General features: G+C 34.3%; 22 protein-coding genes and 1 other annotated feature. Of the genes, 21 read left to right on the top strand and 1 reads right to left on the bottom strand.

The window, feature by feature from the left end; all coding sequences use genetic code 11:
* Positions 1-9 precede the first annotated feature (9 nt).
* The 21 genes from mutM (at position 10) to EKM79_RS07855 (ending at position 17,449) form a co-directional block, all read left to right on the top strand.
* The gene (gene mutM, locus EKM79_RS07755; RefSeq protein ID WP_125567573.1) at positions 10-837 is read left to right on the top strand and encodes a bifunctional DNA-formamidopyrimidine glycosylase/DNA-(apurinic or apyrimidinic site) lyase; all 828 of its coding nucleotides are present in this window, start codon (positions 10-12) and stop codon (positions 835-837) included.
* On the top strand, positions 834-1,427 hold the full coding sequence (coaE, locus tag EKM79_RS07760; RefSeq protein ID WP_125567575.1) for a dephospho-CoA kinase: 594 nt from the start codon (positions 834-836) through the stop codon (positions 1,425-1,427). The genes mutM and coaE overlap by 4 nt, the downstream gene beginning before the upstream one ends.
* Before the next feature lie 21 nt (positions 1,428-1,448).
* Complete coding sequence (gene nrdR / locus EKM79_RS07765; RefSeq protein ID WP_125567576.1) at positions 1,449-1,931, top strand: transcriptional regulator NrdR; 483 nt, start codon at positions 1,449-1,451, stop codon at positions 1,929-1,931.
* Between the two features lie 11 nt (positions 1,932-1,942).
* A complete protein-coding gene (locus tag EKM79_RS07770) occupies positions 1,943-3,331 on the top strand; it encodes a DnaD domain protein (RefSeq protein WP_125567578.1) in 1,389 nt (462 codons plus the stop codon).
* A 2-nt stretch (positions 3,332-3,333) separates the two neighbouring features.
* Positions 3,334-4,245 (top strand): primosomal protein DnaI, encoded by a 912-nt coding sequence (gene dnaI / locus EKM79_RS07775; RefSeq protein WP_125567580.1) that lies wholly within the window; start codon positions 3,334-3,336, stop codon positions 4,243-4,245.
* A gap of 304 nt (positions 4,246-4,549) precedes the next feature.
* Complete coding sequence (gene thrS, locus EKM79_RS07780; RefSeq protein ID WP_125567582.1) at positions 4,550-6,496, top strand: threonine--tRNA ligase; 1,947 nt, start codon at positions 4,550-4,552, stop codon at positions 6,494-6,496.
* Between the two features lie 62 nt (positions 6,497-6,558).
* Positions 6,559-6,667: a sequence feature (ribosomal protein L20 leader region), on the top strand.
* Positions 6,668-6,691: 24 nt separating this feature from the next.
* Complete coding sequence (gene infC, locus EKM79_RS07785; protein WP_125567584.1) at positions 6,692-7,222, top strand: translation initiation factor IF-3; 531 nt, start codon at positions 6,692-6,694, stop codon at positions 7,220-7,222.
* 14 nt (positions 7,223-7,236) lie between these two features.
* Positions 7,237-7,434, top strand: coding sequence for a 50S ribosomal protein L35 (gene rpmI, locus EKM79_RS07790; protein WP_025024860.1), 198 nt, complete (start codon positions 7,237-7,239; stop codon positions 7,432-7,434).
* A 32-nt stretch (positions 7,435-7,466) separates the two neighbouring features.
* Positions 7,467-7,823 carry a 50S ribosomal protein L20 gene (rplT, locus tag EKM79_RS07795; protein ID WP_125567587.1) on the top strand — a complete coding sequence of 119 codons (357 nt, stop codon included), beginning with the start codon at positions 7,467-7,469 and terminating at the stop codon, positions 7,821-7,823.
* A 67-nt stretch (positions 7,824-7,890) separates the two neighbouring features.
* Positions 7,891-8,418, top strand: a complete 528-nt coding sequence (locus EKM79_RS07800; RefSeq protein WP_125567588.1) for a YqeG family HAD IIIA-type phosphatase — start codon at positions 7,891-7,893, stop codon at positions 8,416-8,418.
* Positions 8,405-9,526 carry a ribosome biogenesis GTPase YqeH gene (gene yqeH / locus EKM79_RS07805; RefSeq protein ID WP_125567590.1) on the top strand — a complete coding sequence of 374 codons (1,122 nt, stop codon included), beginning with the start codon at positions 8,405-8,407 and terminating at the stop codon, positions 9,524-9,526. The genes EKM79_RS07800 and yqeH overlap by 14 nt, the downstream gene beginning before the upstream one ends.
* Positions 9,527-9,535: 9 nt before the next feature.
* Entirely contained in the window at positions 9,536-9,850 is a 315-nt protein-coding gene (locus EKM79_RS07810; RefSeq protein ID WP_125567592.1) for a YhbY family RNA-binding protein, read from the top strand.
* 24 nt (positions 9,851-9,874) lie between these two features.
* Positions 9,875-10,513, top strand: a complete 639-nt coding sequence (locus tag EKM79_RS07815; RefSeq protein ID WP_211331280.1) for a nicotinate-nucleotide adenylyltransferase — start codon at positions 9,875-9,877, stop codon at positions 10,511-10,513.
* Positions 10,506-11,108, top strand: a complete 603-nt coding sequence (gene yqeK, locus EKM79_RS07820; protein WP_125567596.1) for a bis(5'-nucleosyl)-tetraphosphatase (symmetrical) YqeK — start codon at positions 10,506-10,508, stop codon at positions 11,106-11,108. The genes EKM79_RS07815 and yqeK overlap by 8 nt, the downstream gene beginning before the upstream one ends.
* A complete protein-coding gene (gene rsfS, locus EKM79_RS07825) occupies positions 11,109-11,468 on the top strand; it encodes a ribosome silencing factor (RefSeq protein WP_125567598.1) in 360 nt (119 codons plus the stop codon). It begins immediately after the preceding gene.
* Positions 11,465-12,193: a class I SAM-dependent DNA methyltransferase gene (locus tag EKM79_RS07830; RefSeq protein WP_125567599.1), complete on the top strand. Its 729-nt coding sequence runs from the start codon at positions 11,465-11,467 to the stop codon at positions 12,191-12,193. Before rsfS ends, EKM79_RS07830 begins: the two co-directional genes overlap by 4 nt.
* Positions 12,194-12,201: 8 nt before the next feature.
* Entirely contained in the window at positions 12,202-13,305 is a 1,104-nt protein-coding gene (locus EKM79_RS07835) for a nucleotidyltransferase (protein WP_125567601.1), read from the top strand.
* Positions 13,305-13,862, top strand: coding sequence for a YceD family protein (locus EKM79_RS07840; protein WP_125567603.1), 558 nt, complete (start codon positions 13,305-13,307; stop codon positions 13,860-13,862). The genes EKM79_RS07835 and EKM79_RS07840 overlap by 1 nt, the downstream gene beginning before the upstream one ends.
* 71 nt (positions 13,863-13,933) lie before the next feature.
* The gene (gene gndA / locus EKM79_RS07845) at positions 13,934-15,355 is read left to right on the top strand and encodes an NADP-dependent phosphogluconate dehydrogenase (RefSeq protein ID WP_125567605.1); all 1,422 of its coding nucleotides are present in this window, start codon (positions 13,934-13,936) and stop codon (positions 15,353-15,355) included.
* A gap of 271 nt (positions 15,356-15,626) precedes the next feature.
* Positions 15,627-16,313 carry a response regulator transcription factor gene (locus EKM79_RS07850; RefSeq protein ID WP_125567607.1) on the top strand — a complete coding sequence of 229 codons (687 nt, stop codon included), beginning with the start codon at positions 15,627-15,629 and terminating at the stop codon, positions 16,311-16,313.
* A complete protein-coding gene (locus EKM79_RS07855) occupies positions 16,310-17,449 on the top strand; it encodes a sensor histidine kinase (protein WP_125567609.1) in 1,140 nt (379 codons plus the stop codon). The genes EKM79_RS07850 and EKM79_RS07855 overlap by 4 nt, the downstream gene beginning before the upstream one ends.
* Positions 17,450-17,468: 19 nt before the next feature.
* On the opposite strand, the gene EKM79_RS07860 is transcribed toward EKM79_RS07855, so the two are convergent.
* Entirely contained in the window at positions 17,469-17,900 is a 432-nt protein-coding gene (locus EKM79_RS07860) for a GNAT family N-acetyltransferase (RefSeq protein ID WP_125567611.1), read from the bottom strand.
* Positions 17,901-18,004: the final 104 nt, after the last annotated feature.

Genomic DNA, 18,004 nt, shown 5'->3' on the forward strand with positions numbered 1-18,004 from the left:
GGGGATAATATGCCTGAAATGCCAGAAGTAGAAACCGTTAAGCGAGGATTGATTTCTCAAATCAAAGGTAGAAAAATCAAAAATGTTGAGATTAGATATCAAAATTTGATAACTGGGGATGTACAACAATTCATTGACATGGTCACTGGAACTACGATCGAAGATATAGGTCGTCGCGCAAAATTCTTATTAATACATTTGGATAATGGATATACGATTATTAGTCATCTGCGAATGGAAGGAAAGTATCGTGTTTCCGCTGATCCAGCAATGATAGATAAGCATTCACACGCAATTTTTACTTTGGATAATGGGCAAAAACTCATTTATAATGATGTTCGCAAGTTTGGACGTATGCAGTTGTGGAGGACGGATGATCTTTCGAATAACAAATCTATTTCTAAGTTGGGTCCGGAACCACTTTCTGATGAGTTCACATTTGAAAACGTGAAACCGAGAATTATGCGTCATCGAAAAGATATTAAGACAGTATTGTTGGATCAGTCGGTTATGAGTGGTTTGGGGAATATTTATGTTGATGAAGTATTGTGGAGTGCCAAGCTACATCCTGAAACTCCAGCAAATCATTTGAATGATGAAGATATTAAGAATATTATCAAATACTCAAATGAAGAAATGACGATGGGAATTGATGCTGGAGGCTCAACTGTCAGATCTTACCTCGATTCAACTGGTCATGCTGGTCATATGCAGGATTTCTTGCATGCATATAATCGTGAGGGAACTCCGTGTGATCGTTGTGGTACTGAGATTGAAAAGATTAAAGTTGGTGGACGAGGCACACATTTCTGTCCACATTGCCAGGTTATAAAATGAGTAAGATATATGGATTGACCGGAGGAATAGCATCTGGAAAATCAACCGTTTTGGATTTATTTAGGCAAAATGGTTGCGTAGTATATGATGCTGATAAAGTTGCAAGAGATATTGTTAAACCAGGAACGGATGGCCTAAGCCAGGTTATACAAACTTTTGGCAGTGAAATCTTATTTAGTGATGGATCTTTGAATCGTAAGAAGCTAGGATCAATTGTTTTTAATGATAAAAGTCAATTAAAAAGGTTAACAGATATTACAGGCCCATTGATAAGAAAGCAGATTCTACATATAATTAAACAAGTTAGTGAATCAAGTGATAAAAAAATAGTGATATTTGAGATTCAATTATTATTCGAATCTAATTATCAGGACTATTTTGATGGTATTATAAGTATTTACGTTCCTGAGGAAATACAGTTAGATCGCTTGATGGAACGTGATAGAATTAGTAAAGAAGATGCTTTGAACAAAATTAATTCACAAATGTCGATGGAAGAAAAGAAAAGTCGTGCAGATCTTGTAATTGATAATTCAGGCAACTTGAATATTTTAAAAACTGAAATTTATAATTTAATAAAAAAATTATGATACAGAAAAGAGGCTGATGATATGATTTGTCCACATTGTCATCATGATTCATCAAAAGTTGTCGACAGTCGTCCAAGCGATGAGGGTCGTGCTATTAGACGTAGAAGAGAATGCGAATATTGTGGCACACGTTTTACAACCTTTGAAAGGATTGAAAAATCTCCATTACTAGTAATCAAAAAAAATGGTAACCGTGAAGAATTCAGTCGTGAAAAGTTATTACGTGGTTTAGTTCGTGCTGCTGAAAAACGTCCAGTTACAATTGATCAAATGAATGAAATTGTCGATAAGGTTGAGAATCAAATTCGTGCAACTGGTGAAAATGAAGTTGGTTCACAAACCATTGGTGAGTACGTTATGAAGATTCTTGCTGATGTTGATGATGTTACTTATATCCGCTTTGCCAGTGTTTATCGTGAATTCAAAGATATGAATGGATTTATGAAAGAGGTTCAAGAAATGATGGCAAATGATGGATCTAAGGATAAATCTGATAAAGATTAAGGAGCAATTAATTGGCAAAAGAATTTAATTATGATCCGACAAAGTTTACACCATTGACGGGTTATTGGTGTTTGCCACATGGACAAATAAATGATTATGATCATCATATATTGACTGATCTTTATTTACCATTGCTTGGAACTCGGGCATATAGTATTTATTTATTACTTTGGGAAAAAATTCCTAACAAAGAGTTGATCAGCAATCGTCAAAGTCATGCTGACTTGATGAGCTTGTTAGATATTGATTTGAAGACTTTTTATAATGAGCGAATAAAGGCTGAGGCATTAGGTTTGATCCGTTCTTATGAAAAGCATGATGATTTAGGTAATTATATGGTTTACCAATTGTTTGAACCTTTAGTGCCACATGAATTTTTTAGTGATGATTTAATGAGTATCTTTTTATATGAACAAATTGGTGATAAGAATTATCATAAGTTAGTTAAAAAATACGCACAGTCGACTGAGATTCTTAATGATTCTAAGGAAGTAAGTAAAGATTTTCTTGAAGTATTTCAATTAAGTAATGATGATTTGATAAATACTCCTTCAGCTGTGAAAAGCACTCAAAATGACTTCGTAGATATTGATGAACAAAAGAAACCAAAGATTAAAGAAAGTGAAAATTTGTCATTAGACTGGGAGCTGATTTCTGAGCGTATTGGTCAGTTGTTTAAAATTACTAATGATGATTTATTGTCTAATCAAGAGTTGATTATTAGTCTTCATGTTTTTTATGGAATTGATGAAATGGCAATTATAAATTTGATTGGTCAAACTTGTGATATTGTAAATAATAAAATTGATCCAGTGCGTTTGAAGAGAACTGTTCAAGATCGATTTGAGAAGAATGCTAATATTTCAATTAAAAATTCAACAAATCAAAGTAATAATTCAAATGAAGATAACAAAAATGGTGTTGCTACGCATTTTAATCGTGCTGATGATATACTGTTGAAACAGGCAAAGACTCTTGCTCCAGCTGACTTTTTGGCTGCGGAAAAGAAAAAAAGTGGTGGATTCACTGGTACAGTGGAATCGCGTGCATTACGTGATATGGCAATGAAAACCTACCTGTCCCCAGCTGTTTTAAATATTATGGTTGATTATATTTTGCAAAATTCACCAACGTTAACATTGCCATTGATGGAAACCATGGCAAATGATTGGCAGCAAAATAATGTTGAGACACCAGAGCAAGCACTGCAAAGGTTACATGATTTCAAAACTAAGCCACGCAATCCGAAACGCCGTTATAACAATAATAAAGGCCCACGTCGTGTGGAACAAGGAACAGATTGGAGCAAAGTGACTGCCCAACCAATCAGTGGAGATACGCGTAAAAAACAACAAGAACTACAAGAAAGACTCAGAAAAATGAGAAATAAGGATAATTAATCATGGAAAATTTAGGATCAAAACTAGCTGAATATTTAAATTCGAAAAATCTAACTGATGATTATCGTCGTTTAATGAGTCAAGCATTGAATGATCCAGACGTGCAGAAGTTTTTGAAGGAAAATTCAGAATCTATTAATTCAGATGCTATTGATGTGAGTGCTGCAAGCATTTACGAATTTTATAATCATAAAACGCATCCGAGTGAACTATCAAAAGGTTATGTACCACAGCTGACAGTAAGTAATCACAATATAGAAGTTGTATATGCCCCCAACAGTCGCACAATTAAAAAGGAAAAAGAAAATAATTACGAATCCAAGTTTGTGTTGTTGAATATGCCAAAAGATATTCGAAAAGCTACTTTATCTGATTACGGTGGAGATGGGAGACAACATGCACTTGAGTCGGCACTTGATTTTATTGATAATTATGAGCACAAAAGTAATGACTTTATCCCTGGTCTATATTTAGCTGGTGACTTTGGAGTCGGTAAGACGTACCTTTTAGGTGCAATAGCTAATGAACTAATTAAGGACGATATAAAAACAACCATTATGCATTTTCCGACATTTGCTATAGAAATGAAAAACTCCATTGGTCAAAATAATGTTCTTGATCGTGTTAATAAAGTCAAAGATGCAGAAATATTAATGCTTGATGATATTGGAGCTGATTCAATGTCAAGCTGGATTCGAGATGAAGTGTTAGGTGTTATTTTGCAATATCGTATGCAAGAAAATATGCCAACATTTTTCTCATCAAACTTTTCAATGTCTGAGCTGGAACAACACTTGTCTATTAATCAGCGTGGAGAGGAAGAGCCAGTAAAGGCACAACGTATTATGGAACGTGTTAAATATCTTTCAAAAGAAGTAATTGTTAGTGGGCCAAATAAGAGATTTTCAAGATAGATTTTCAATTTAGACTTGCAAAATTAATTTATAAATGTTTCAATAAGTGCATGAAAGACAACACTTCGGTTCTATTCAGGGAGGGTACGGTCACTGAAAGCTTACCTATTACTGGAGTTACCACTTTCACTAAAAATTGTATAATTGTCGGTTACTTTATAACCAAAAGAGTGAAAACTGTTATTGTGCAGTTTTAAAGTGGGTGGAACCGCGTAGAGATGCGTCCCTGAAGTATGTATGTATTTAATATGTATATATACTTCAGGGACGCATTTTTGTTGCCCAAATTTTAGGAGGAAACTGTATGTCAAAAATCAAATTAACATTTCCAGATGATTCTGTTAGAGAGTTTGATGAAGGCACAACTGTCCAAGATGTTGCTAAGTCAATTAGTACATCACTAGGCAAAAAAGCTGTTGCTGGTAAACTTAACGACACTTTGATCGATGTAGAACGTCCAATCAGCCAAGATGGTAAGATTGAGATTATTGCCGGTGAAGATGATGAAGATTCACTTAAGGTTTTGAGAAATACTGCTAGCTTAGTATTTGGTGCTGCTGCTAGTCAATTTAAGAAGAACCTTCACTTTGGTGAAAAAGAATCAAACGATGATGGTTTCTTCGTTGATACAGATGATAAAGAAGGTCAAATCAGTGTTGATGAGTTGGAAGAAATTTCAGCTATAATGCACAAGATTATCAAGAACAATGACAAAGTTGAACGTGTCATGATGGACAAGTCAGAACTTGTTGAAATGTTCAAAGATGATCCTTACAAGTCATCATTGATTGGTGCTATTGAATCAGTTCAAATTCCTGTTTACAAATTGGATGGATTCGTTGATTTTGGTTATGATGCAATTCTTCCAAGTATGAAGAACTTAAAGCACTTTAGCTTGCTATCAGTTGCTGGTGCATATTGGCAAGGTAAGTCAAGTAACCCAATGTTACAAAGAATTTATGGTACAGCTTTCTATAAAGAAGCTGACCTTGAAGCCGATGCAAAACGTCGTGCTGAGATTAAAGAACGTGATCACAGAACAATTGGTCGTGATCTTGACTTATTCTTCGTTGATCCAGAAGTTGGTGCAGGACTTCCATATTGGATGCCAAACGGTGCAACAATTCGTCGTGTAATTGAGAGATATATTATTGATAAGGAAGTTGCATGGGGTTATCAACACGTTTATACACCAATCCTTATGAACTTAAATGCTTATAAGACTTCAGGTCACTGGGAACACTACCGTGAAGACATGTTCCCACCAATGGACATGGGTGATGGCGAAATGCTTGAATTACGTCCTATGAACTGTCCTTCACATATTCAAATTTATAACCACCACAAACGTTCATACCGTGAATTGCCAGTCCGTATTGCTGAACTAGGAATGATGCACAGATATGAAAAATCAGGTGCTTTGACTGGTCTACAACGTGTTCGTGAAATGACACTTAATGATGGTCACACATTTGTTGCTCTTGACCAAATTCAAGCTGAATTCAAACGTACACTTCAATTGATGGTTGAAGTATACAAAGACTTTGATATTACTGACTATTCATTCCGTCTAAGTTATAGAGATCCTGCTAATACAGAAAAATACTTTGATGACGATGAAATGTGGAACAAGTCACAATCAATGCTTAAAGGTGCTATGGATGAATTAGGTCTTGATTACTATGAAGCAGAAGGAGAAGCTGCATTCTATGGTCCAAAGCTAGACGTTCAAACAAAGACAGCTTTGGGTAATGATGAAACATTATCAACAATTCAATTAGACTTCATGCAACCAGAGAAATTCCAACTAACATATACAGGTTCAGATGGTGAAGAACATAGACCAGTTATGATTCACCGTGGTATTGTTTCAACAATGGAAAGATTTATTGCTTACTTAATTGAAATGTACAAGGGTGCCTTCCCAACATGGTTAGCTCCAACACAAGTACGTATTATTGCTGTTAACCAAAAACTTCATGGTGCATATGCAGAAAACTTACTTAAGGAATTGCGTGCTAAGAATATCCGTGCTGAAATCGATACACGTGATGAAAAGATGGGTTACAAGATCCGTGATGCTCAAACAATGAAGATTCCATACACAGCCGTTGTTGGTGACCAAGAGATGGCTGATGCAACAGTTTCAGTTAGAAAGTATGGAGAAGAAGATTCAGAATCAGAAAACTTACCAATGTTTGTCGGCTCAGTTGTTTCAGATATTAACAACTTCAGTCGTAGTAATGGTTAATGACAAAAGCCATTATAAGTAGTTGACATTCAATTACGGATGGTTTATAGTATTTAACTGTTGAGATTAAGCAGAAGCGCCCGCTTCTCACCTAAGCTTTATGGCCTCTAGGTTAATACGATTATGTAGATAATAGTGGGCGTGCGTATGCGCCCACTTTTTTTGTGGGATCAGATTTTTCGGAGGTGACTACTCATAGCAAGAGATCTATTAATAAACGATCAAATCCGTGCTAAAGAAGTACGATTAATTTCAGAAACAGGAGATCAAGTTGGTGTTAAGCCAACAGCAGAAGCCCAACGTTTGGCTGATGCAGCTAATATGGACCTTGTCCTTATGTCCCCAGGTGCAAAACCACCTGTAGCCAGAATTATGGATTATGGAAAATATAAGTTTGAACTTCAAAAGAAAAATCGTGAAGCACGTAAGAAACAAAAAACCGTTAGTTTAAAGGAAGTTCGACTAAGTCCTACTATTGAAGCCAATGACTTCAACACTAAGGTCAATAATGCTCGTAAGTTCTTAGCTAAAGGTGATAAGGTCAAAGTATCTCTTCGTTTTAAGGGTAGAGCAATTACTCATAAAGAGATAGGTAAAGAAGTTTTAGACCGTGTAGCTGAAGAGACTAAGGATGTTGCAACTGTAACAACTAAGCCTAAGATGGACGGCCGTAACATGTTCTTGATGCTTGATCCAATTAGTTCCAAAGACAATAAGAAAAAATAGTGGAGGGGTTTCTAATGCCTAAACAAAAAACACACCGTGCATCAGCAAAGAGATTCAAGAAAACTGCTAATGGTGGTTGGAAGAGAAGCCATGCTTATACAAGTCACCGTTTCCACGGTAAGACAAAGAAGCAACGTCGTCAATTGGCTAAACCAGGAATGGTTAATGCAAGTGATATGAAACGTATCAAACAAATGCTAGCTACATACTAATTATTTATTTGTAATTTAAAGGAGGAGTCATTATGCCACGTGTAAAAGGTGGAACAGTAACTCGTAAACGTCGTAAGAAAGTATTAAAATTAGCTAAAGGATATCGTGGTTCAAAACATATCACTTTTAAAGCTGCACATACACAAGTAATGGTTTCATACCGTTATGCATTCCGTGATCGTCGCCAAAGAAAACGCGATTTCCGTAAGTTATGGATTGCAAGAATCAATGCTGCTGCAAGAATGAACGAAATCAGCTACAGCAAATTAATGCATGGTTTGAAGTTAGCTAATGTTGATATCAACCGTAAGATGTTAGCACAATTAGCTATTGAAGATCCAAAAGCATTCACAAGTTTAGTAGATACAGCTAAAAAAGCTTTAGCTTAATGATGAAAACGTAATTTGGATATTCCAAATTGCGTTTTTTTACTAAGGTAAATAAAGAGGACTAAAAATGTTTAAACCAAATGTTATGCTCAATAAAATTACTGATTTAGATGCTAGTGATTTAAAGAGAATGAATATTACCACCATAATGACAGATTTGGACAATACACTTTTGCCATGGAATAGTAACAGATATGAACTGACATTACGCAAGTGGCTTAATCAAATGAATAGAGCTAATATTGAAGTTATGATAGTATCCAATAATAGCTATGAACGTGTTGAAAAGGCAGTGACTGATTTGCCAGTAACAATCGTTGCTCGTGCTGCCAAGCCACTGCCATTTGCAATTAAACATCATTTAAAAGAACAAGGGATTAATCCGTCAAATGTTTTATTTGTTGGTGACCAAGTTATGACTGATGTTTTAGCAGGTAACATGGCTAAGCTTCAAACCGTGTTAGTGAAACCCATAGTAAAAACAGATGCAAAGAAAACCCGAGTTAATAGATTTTTTGAGCGTCCTATTTTAAAATTTATACAGAAACACGATTCGAATATGTATTGGAAGGATTCATTAAATGACAGAGACTAGTGAAGAATTGTATTGTATTGGTTGTGGAGCTGAGCTCCAAACAGAAGATTCCACAAAGCCAGGTTTTATTCAAAATTCTACATTAAAGAAGTATATGGAATCGGATGACGATTCTAGAGAGCTATTGTGTAAAAGATGTTTCCGACTTCGTAATTACAATGAAATTACTGATGTAAGTGTTGATGATGACGATTTTTTGAGATTATTAGATTCAATCGCACAAAAAGACGGGCTTATAGTCAATGTTATCGATATTTTCGACTATGAAGGTAGTGTTATTCCAGGCTTGCAAAGATTCGTTGGTGATAAGGATATATTGGTAGTAGGAAACAAAGTTGACCTATTGCCTAGATCAGTTAATCAGAATCGCTTATTGAATTGGTTGCAACAGAAGAGTAAGGAAAATGGAATTAAGTCAGTTGATCAATTAATGGTATCGGCTGAAAAGGGGATCAATATTGATAAGTTGATGACAATGATAGATAAATATCGTAAAGGCAAGGATGTTTATGTGGTTGGAACAACTAATACTGGTAAGTCAACTTTGATTAATCGCATTATTGCTCAAAGTTCAGATGTTAAGAACTTAATCACTACCTCCCGTTTTCCTGGTACTACTCTAGATAGAATTGATATTCCACTGGATGATGGTCATAATTTGGTTGATACACCGGGAATTATTCATAAATATCAATTGGCTCATTTCTTAAATGATCAAGATTTGAAAACTATCACACCAAAGAAACCGTTACGTCCGGCAACATTCCAGTTACGTGACGGACAATCAATATTTGTTTCTGGATTAGCAAGATTTGATTTTCTAGACGAAAAAACTAACGTTGTTTTTTATGTAAATCAAAATTTGTTATTACATCGTACTAAGACTATCAACGCTGAAGAATTTTACGAAAGGCACGTTGGTAAAGATTTAACTCCTCCAACCGATATCAGTGAATTTCCAGAACTAAAGAAGCATGAATTCACGGCTCATGCCAAGTCTGATATTGTGGTTTATGGTTTGGGATGGGTTACTATTCCTGCAAATAGTAAAGTGCGCGTTTATGTACCAGACGGTGTCAGCGTATCCATACGTGATGCCATTATTTAAGGAGAACATATGATAATTAAAGGAAAAAAGAATAGTTTTTTGAGAGGAAAAGCTCAAACTATTAAACCACTAATTCAAATTGGACGTGAGGGATTAAGTGATAATCTCTTAGATCAAATTGAGTTACAAATAAATAAAAATGAACTTATTAAAATTTCATTGTTGCAAAATACAATGGTTGAAGCTCATGATTTAATTGAAGCATTGGCTGAATTTGATGATCAAATTGTCCCAATCCAAGTGATAGGTTCAAAAGTCGTAATTTATAAAAAAGCACCAAAAATTAAAAATCGTAAGATATCTATTGAGTTAGAAAAAATTTAGTTTTAGTGAACGCAGTGAAAAATAATGAATACAAAAAGTAAATTATTAACTAAAGTAAAACCACAATTTAATACTAATCGCCCTAGACGTCATGTTGGAATATTAGGTGGAACATTTAACCCTATTCATATGGGACATTTGGTTATCGCTGAACAAGTATATGAACAATTGTGCTTGAATAAGGTATTGTTTTTACCTGACAAGATTCCACCTCATAAGAATGTCAAAAAAGAGCATCCCTCAATTAGTAGTAATGATCGTATTGAGATGATTAAGATGGCCATACGAGATAATATACATTTTGATCTCGACTTGACTGATATTAATCGCGGTGGGGTAAGTTATACTTATGAAACCATTAAGCTTTTGAAGGAATATAATCCTGATACAGAGTATTACTTTATTATTGGTGGAGATATGGTTGAAAATTTACCTGATTGGTCTCATATTGATGATTTAATTAATATGGTTCATTTTGTTGGGGTTTGCCGAAAAGGTTTTGAGAAAAAATCGAAGTATCCTATACTTTGGGTAAATACTCCTGAACTAGAAATTAGTTCAAGTATGATTCGTAGTCGTGTCAGGAAGGGCCAATCAATTAAGTATTTGGTTCCCGATGAAGTAGAAGAGTATATAAAAGATAGGGGGCTATTTCTTGACTAATTTTAACTATAACGAAGTAAAATATGGATTCGATCGTGAAGCGGTTGTTAAAAGAATGAAAGATCAAATGAGTGATTTTCGTTTTACTCATTGTATTCGAGTGGAACAAGTTTCACGTGATTTGGCAAATAAATATGGTGCAGATGTTGAAAAAGCCGGTCTAGCAGGACTTTTACATGATTACGCTAAAGAAAGATCTGATCAAGAGTTTATTGATGAGATTAAATCTAAACATCTCGATTCAGACTTGTTGAATTATAATAATGCAATTTGGCATGGTATTGTCGGTGCTGAAATCATCAAGGATGAATTAAAGATTGCGGATGAAGATGTATTAAATGCTATTCGACGTCATACTGTTGGTGCGCCAAATATGACGCAAGTTGATAAGTGCGTTTTTGTAGCAGATTTCATTGAACCAAAGCGTGATTTTCCTGGAATAGATGCTGCACGTGAGTATGCAAATAAATCGATAGATTCTGCAGTTGCATACGAATTGAAGCACTCAATAGAACATTTAGTTGATAAAAATCGAGAAATTTATCCAGCTACATTTGCTAGCTATAATTATTGGATTTCAAAAGGAGAACTTTAATTGAACTCAAAGGAAATAATGGAAACAGCTGTAAAAGCTGCAGACAGTAAACATGCTAATGATATTAATGTTTTAAATATTAGTGAAGTAAGTATTATGGCGGATTACTTCGTCATTATGGATGCTAGTTCTCAACGACAAGTTGATGCTATTGTCCAAGAAATCTTGGATGAAATGGGTAAGAACAATGTTGATGTCGGTCACGTTGAAGGTAAACGTGATTCTAAATGGATTTTAATTGACCTACACGATGTTGTTGTTCATGTATTTGTTTCTGAAGAACGTGATTTTTATAATCTAGAAAAATTATGGTCAGATGCACCAGAAGTTGATATTTCAAATTTGGTTACTGAAGAATGATTTATAATTCATTTGCTCGCGTGTATAGTGAATTAATGGATGATGATTTGTACAATGATTGGGCTGATTATGTTGAACAACGTTCATCGGAAAAAGAAACGTTGCTTGATGTTGCCTGTGGTACAGGTGATCTAACGATTCTGTTAGCAAATAAATATAATGTTAATGGTACTGATTTGTCTGAAGAAATGTTAAAAATTGCTGAAGAAAAATCAAAATCTGCTAATGTAACAATCCCATTTATTCAAAGTAATATGTTGGATCTTTTTGAACTTGATAACTATGATTTAATTACTTGTTTCGATGATTCCATCTGTTACTTGAAAGATGAAGATGAGCTGGCAATAGCATTTAATCAAGCATATCAACATCTTAACTCTAACGGAAAGTACCTGTTCGATGCTCACTCTTTATATCAAATGGATGAAGTATTTCCAGGATATATGTTTAATTATAAGGAAGAAGATTCAGCCTTCATGTGGAATAGTTACGAAGGTGATAATCCACATAGTATAGAACATGAATTAACCTTCTTTAATTGGGATGATGATATTGGTGGATATAAATCTAATACCGAAATTCATCGCGAGAGGACATATCCAATTAAAACATTTGTTTCAATTCTTGAAGATATTGGATTCAAGAATATTAAGGTAAGCGCGGATTTTGGTAAATCAGAGCCAAAACAAAATTCTAACCGTTGGTTTTTTGAAGCCGAAAAATAGAGGTTCTCATGACAAAAATTTATGGATTTATAGCTGAATTTAATCCATTTCACAATGGTCATAAACTTTTTATTGATGAAATTAAAAAAAAATATCACCCTGACGTCTTAATTGCTGTAGTATCTGGCAACTTTGTACAGCGGGGTGATTTTGCCATTGTCGACAAATGGAGTCGTACTAGTGCGGCAATTTCAAGTGGAGTGGATCTTGTAGTAGAACTTCCATTTGCATATGCGGTTGAACCAGCAAATTTATTTGCTAAGGGTGGCATTCGCTTATTGAATGAGCTAGGAATTAATAGTCTTGTGTTTGGTACTGAAACAGATTTGAATTTTAAATCCGTTGCAAATCAATTACTTCAAACTAGTTCGGAGTTTGATCAAGATTACAGTCACTCTTATGCTAGTAATCTTAATAACTTGTATAAGAATACGAGTTTGGATGTTTTCGATAATCCTAACCAGTTACTGGGGTTGAACTATGTACAAGATATTTTATTAAATGACTACAATATTGATGTTAAAACAATCTTACGAGATAGTAATGGTACTAGCGCAACTGAAATTCGTAATAAAATTAATAATGGTGAAGATATTAGTAATTCTATTCCTGATATAATGAGCAGTCAGTTTAATACATCTAAAAGTGTGTTTTGGAATGATTATTTTGACTATTTAAAGTATAAAATTCAAAGTAGTACTGCTTTGGAATTACACCAAATATATCAGATGGTTGAAGGATTGGAATATAAATTTATAAAAGAAATTAATCATAGTGATAACTTTGATGATTTTTTGAATAATATAAAGTCAAAGCGTTATACAAGAGCTAGATTGAGAAGGTTGACCTTGTATACCTTAATGAATGTTAAGAAATCTGAAATAGATTTTGTTTATCAAAATCCATATTTACGGATTTTAGGATTCGATGAAATAGGAAAACAATATTTAAAAACACTGAAAAAAAACGTTGAAATACCATTGATAACTCGCGTAGGAAAAAAAGAATCTGAACTTTTGTCACTGGAGCTAAAAGCTGATAGAATTAGAGAACTAGTTAATAATGAAGAACAAGATTTCGGTAGAATACCGATTATGAAAGGGGAAAGTTAATGTTAAATTGGGATGTTCAAGATGTACGCAAGTACAAAGACAAACCCTTTGCTTTTAACGAAAGTTTAAACATAGAAAAAGAATTGAAGGAACGCTCAGAGGATATTATTAATGTTGGAGCTGCTAAGGTAGATGGGCAATTGTTTAATGATAATGGCTTAGTTATTTCCGATATTAAAGTAGAAACAGTAATCACGCTGCCATCAACTAGAAGTTTGGAACCTGTTCAAGTTCCTATGAAGATTAGAATTAATGAAGCATACAATATTGATAACATTGATACTGAAGAGTTGGATGAGAATACTGTTATTATTCCAATTGATGATGAAAATCCAACAATTAATATTTATGAGTCTGTTTTGGATAATATATTGTTAAATATTCCTAGTCAAATTTTGACTGAAGATGAAGCTAATGGTAAGAATATGCCGTCAGGTAAAAACTGGGAAGTTATTTCAGAAGATGATTATCAGAAGCAAAAAGAAGAGGATAAACAAGTTAATCCAGAATTTGCTAAATTAAAAAATTTATTTAAAGATAATGAGGAAAAGGAGTAGCTTTTATATACTCCTTTTTTATTTTTTTGTTATGATTAAATTGTTATGTAATAAAAGTTGGAGGTAAAAGTATGGCAAAACCACAAATTGGTGTTATTGGAATGGCTGTTATGGGTAAAAATTTGGCCCTAAATATTGAGAGTCGTGGTTATGATGTTGCGATTTTTAACAGAACTGGCTCAAAGACTGAAGCGGTTGTTAAGGAACATCCTGATAAGAAATTATATCCAAGTTATACAATTGACGATTTCGTCGATTCATTAGAGAAACCACGTCGTATTCTTATGATGGTGAAGGCCGGTGCTGGTACTGATGCAGTTATCAACCAACTTATTCCTTTGCTCGATAAGGGTGATGTTTTGATCGATGGTGGAAACACATTCTTTGAGGATACTATTGCAAGAAATAAGCGACTAGATGAATCAGGTATTAATTTCATCGGAATGGGTGTATCTGGTGGTGAACTAGGTGCTTTGAAGGGGCCTTCTTTGATGCCCGGTGGTCAAAAGGAAGCTTATGATTTAGTTGCTCCAATTTTGGAACAAATTTCAGCTAAGGCCGATGAAGATGGTGCCCCATGTGTATCATATATTGGACCTAATGGTGCCGGTCACTATGTAAAAATGGTTCATAATGGTATTGAATATGGTGATATGGAATTAATTTCTGAAAGTTTTAATCTACTTAAACATTTGTACAATAATGATTTGAATAAAGTTGCCGATGTCTTTGAGGATTGGAACAAGGGTGAACTTTCAAGTTATTTAATTGAAATTACTGCTGATATTCTTACAAGAAAAGATGATGAGGGCAGTGACGACTTTATTGTAAATAAGATTATGGATAAGGCTGGTAACAAAGGTACTGGTAAGTGGAGTTCACAAAGTGCACTAGAACTTGGTGTTCCACAATCACTTATTACTGAGGCTGTATATTCACGTTATATTTCTGCATATAAAGATGAACGTGTTAAGGCAAGTAAAGTATTGGCTGGACCAACAAGTAAGCCGGATGCAAATGTAGAAGAATTAGTTGAGAAGATTCGTAAAGCATTATACTTTAGTAAGATTATGAGTTACGCTCAAGGATTTGCACAAATGAAGGCAGCATCAGATCACTATGATTGGAATTTGCAATATGGTGAAATAGCACAAATTTGGCGTGCTGGTTGTATCATTCGTGCACAATTTCTACAAAAGATTACAGATGCATATGATAAAGATGCTAAGCTTGATAATTTGTTATTGAATGACTACTTCAAGGATATTGTTGATAAATATCAATCTGCAGTTCGTGATGTTGTAAGCTATGCTGTTAAAGCGGGCATACCTGTTGCAGGATTCATGTCAGCTGTAACTTATTATGATCAATATCGTTCAGAAGTATTACCAGCTAACTTAGTACAAGCACAAAGAGATTACTTCGGTGCTCACACATATGAGAGAACCGATAAACCAGGTATTTTCCACTATACATGGTATGAAGAACAATAATATTTTTAGGATGGGACTATTGAATTAATTCATTAGTCCTATTTTTTTATTTATATTTTTCATAATTAGAGAATGATTTATTTCGTAAATTGTTCTTTAATTTACAGTGATTTTTAGTGTAATTTGTATAATTTATAAATTTGAAATAAAAAACTTGTCTTCTTTTAATTTTTGCTATATGTTAAAATCATTAGTGCATTGCCTTGAGAGGGCACAGTCCACTTAATGAATTAAGTGATAATTAAAAAAATTTAATATATGGGAGAATAGTATGGCTAAGATACTTGTTATTGAAGACGAAGAAAACATGGCCAAGTTTGTTCAACTCGAACTTCAACATGAAAATTATGACGTAACTGTTGAACGGGATGGCCGAACAGGTCTTGATGCTGCTTTGGGTGAAGAATGGGATTTGATTTTGCTTGATCTTATGCTTCCAGAACTTAATGGAATCGAAGTTTGCCGTCGAATCCGTCAAGAGAAGAATACACCGATTATTATGATGACGGCACGTGATTCAATTATTGATCGCGTATCTGGATTGGATCATGGTGCTGATGATTATATTGTCAAACCTTTTGCAATTGAAGAATTACTTGCTCGCATTCGTGCGTTGTTAAGACGTATTGATTTGGATATTGATGTGACACGTAATAATGATCAGGTTTTAAAGTATAAGAATTTAGTTATTGATAAAACTACTCAAACTTTGAAGCGTAATGGTGAGGTTATTGACTTAACCAGACGTGAATATGATTTGTTAAGTGCATTGATGGAGAATGTTGGTACTGTTCTCAGCCGTGATGATTTACTTGAACGTGTCTGGGGAACAGGCAGCAGCACGGAAACAAATGTTGTTGATGTTTATATTAAGTATTTGAGAAATAAGATTGATCGTGGTGGAGCTCCTAGCTATATTTCAACTGTCCGTGGTAAAGGATACGTGATGCGTCGATGAGGATATCTATACGTTTTAAATGGACTGCCATGATTTCAATCGTTATTTTGGCTGCATATATTGTTGTTGCTACACTTGCAATGCATACAGTCGACAAAGTAGCAACTCCTGAGATCATTCGTGCTTTCAATACCAGATTGGTTCTGGCAGGTGTCGTGGTATTTTTGGTTGGAGTTGCTGTTAGTTATTTCGCTGTAACTCAAGTATTAAACAATATAAAAGTTGTTAATAAAACAATTGATGCGTTGAATAAAAAGCCAGATTCAGATTCTCGAATAAAGATTCGTAAGAGAAATGATGAAATTTATGATTTGACCGTTAATATCAATAAGATGCTTGATAGAATGCAGGCTTATACTAATCAACAAAAAGAATTTGTGGAAGACGTATCACATGAGTTGAGAACCCCAGTTGCGGTACTTGAAGGTCATTTGAGTATGTTACAACGCTGGGGTAAAGATGATCCAGAGGTTTTGAATGATTCGATCAATTCTTCACTGCAAGAATTGAAACGTATGCAATCCTTGATTCAAGAAATGCTTGATCTTACAAGAGTTGAGCAAATTGATAGTGATTATCTTGACCAGACAACTGAAGTAAAACCATTGTTTACGCAGGTTTATAATGATTTTAAAATGCTGCATTCTGATTTTGTTATCAATTTTGATGACGATATCAGAGAAGGTAGTATTGTAAAAATATACCGTAATCACTTAGAGCAAGTATTGGTGATTCTTCTTGATAATGCCTTTAAGTATTCTGCAGATAGGAAGGAAATAAGTTTATCTGCATCTACTAATTCTGAAGTACTAGAAATAGCTGTTCAGGATTATGGCCTTGGAATTGCTAAAAATGACGTTAAACGAATTTTTAATCGTTTTTACAGAGTTGATAAGGCACGTTCTAGAAAGCGTGGAGGAAACGGTCTAGGGCTTTCTATCGCAAAAAGATTGATAGAGATATATCATGGTACGCTAGAAGTTGAAAGTGTAGTGGGTTCAGGTACTGTATTTAGGATTGAATTACCACTATTGCAAGATTCATCAGAAGAAAATGATTCTGAAGAAAAAGCAAAATTACGTTCAAAAAAGAAAAAAACAAATACAAAGCAAAAAGATGACTCTAAAGTTCAATAGAATTTTAGAATCATCTTTTTTATTTTAATTTCAAATTTAGTATTGGATATGGACGGCCATCGTCGTCTGTCTCGGATTTGGAGACTATTTCGAATCCTTGATGTTGATAAAATGAAAGAGCATTTATGTTTTGTTCATTGACCGTGACTGTCTTTATGTTATCACTTTTAATTAATTCACTAATTATTTCTTTCCCATAGCCATGTCTAAAGTATTCTGGATCTAAGAATAGCATACTTAGATCTGAATCTGATGTTCCTGAAAATCCGATGATATTATTCCCGATTTTCCATTTTGATAATTTAACTTGCTTAAAGTATTCTGGCAAATTTTCTTGGATATCTTTTTGATCCTTGGAGGATAAAAAGTTGTGAGTAGCTTTTACTGATTTGAGCCAAATATTTGATAGCTCATGATAATCATCTTTTGTTGCAGGTAATCTCTTTAACATTTGTTGCACCTTCCTTTAGTTATGTATGACGAATTTACAATTGAAGTGCAACATCAGTTTTAGAATATAAAAGAAGACTCATAGCCTGAGACCTTGTAAAATGG

This window comes from Companilactobacillus insicii (assembly GCF_003946015.1).
Taxonomy (GTDB): Bacteria; Bacillota; Bacilli; order Lactobacillales; family Lactobacillaceae; genus Companilactobacillus; species Companilactobacillus insicii.

Excerpts from the sequence above, each read along its gene's own strand:
- mutM (WP_125567573.1), top strand. The coding sequence starts at position 10 with ATGCCTGAAATGCCAGAAGTAGAAACCGTTAAGCGAGGATTGATTTCT.
- coaE (WP_125567575.1), top strand. The coding sequence starts at position 834 with ATGAGTAAGATATATGGATTGACCGGAGGAATAGCATCTGGAAAATCA.
- nrdR (WP_125567576.1), top strand. The coding sequence starts at position 1,449 with ATGATTTGTCCACATTGTCATCATGATTCATCAAAAGTTGTCGACAGT.
- dnaI (WP_125567580.1), top strand. The coding sequence starts at position 3,334 with ATGGAAAATTTAGGATCAAAACTAGCTGAATATTTAAATTCGAAAAAT.
- thrS (WP_125567582.1), top strand. The coding sequence starts at position 4,550 with ATGTCAAAAATCAAATTAACATTTCCAGATGATTCTGTTAGAGAGTTT.
- rpmI (WP_025024860.1), top strand. The coding sequence starts at position 7,237 with ATGCCTAAACAAAAAACACACCGTGCATCAGCAAAGAGATTCAAGAAA.
- rplT (WP_125567587.1), top strand. The coding sequence starts at position 7,467 with ATGCCACGTGTAAAAGGTGGAACAGTAACTCGTAAACGTCGTAAGAAA.
- EKM79_RS07800 (WP_125567588.1), top strand. The coding sequence starts at position 7,891 with ATGTTTAAACCAAATGTTATGCTCAATAAAATTACTGATTTAGATGCT.
- yqeH (WP_125567590.1), top strand. The coding sequence starts at position 8,405 with ATGACAGAGACTAGTGAAGAATTGTATTGTATTGGTTGTGGAGCTGAG.
- EKM79_RS07810 (WP_125567592.1), top strand. The coding sequence starts at position 9,536 with ATGATAATTAAAGGAAAAAAGAATAGTTTTTTGAGAGGAAAAGCTCAA.
- EKM79_RS07815 (WP_211331280.1), top strand. The coding sequence starts at position 9,875 with ATGAATACAAAAAGTAAATTATTAACTAAAGTAAAACCACAATTTAAT.
- EKM79_RS07830 (WP_125567599.1), top strand. The coding sequence starts at position 11,465 with ATGATTTATAATTCATTTGCTCGCGTGTATAGTGAATTAATGGATGAT.
- EKM79_RS07835 (WP_125567601.1), top strand. The coding sequence starts at position 12,202 with ATGACAAAAATTTATGGATTTATAGCTGAATTTAATCCATTTCACAAT.
- EKM79_RS07840 (WP_125567603.1), top strand. The coding sequence starts at position 13,305 with ATGTTAAATTGGGATGTTCAAGATGTACGCAAGTACAAAGACAAACCC.
- gndA (WP_125567605.1), top strand. The coding sequence starts at position 13,934 with ATGGCAAAACCACAAATTGGTGTTATTGGAATGGCTGTTATGGGTAAA.
- EKM79_RS07850 (WP_125567607.1), top strand. The coding sequence starts at position 15,627 with ATGGCTAAGATACTTGTTATTGAAGACGAAGAAAACATGGCCAAGTTT.
- EKM79_RS07855 (WP_125567609.1), top strand. The coding sequence starts at position 16,310 with ATGAGGATATCTATACGTTTTAAATGGACTGCCATGATTTCAATCGTT.
- EKM79_RS07860 (WP_125567611.1), bottom strand. The coding sequence starts at position 17,900 with ATGTTAAAGAGATTACCTGCAACAAAAGATGATTATCATGAGCTATCA.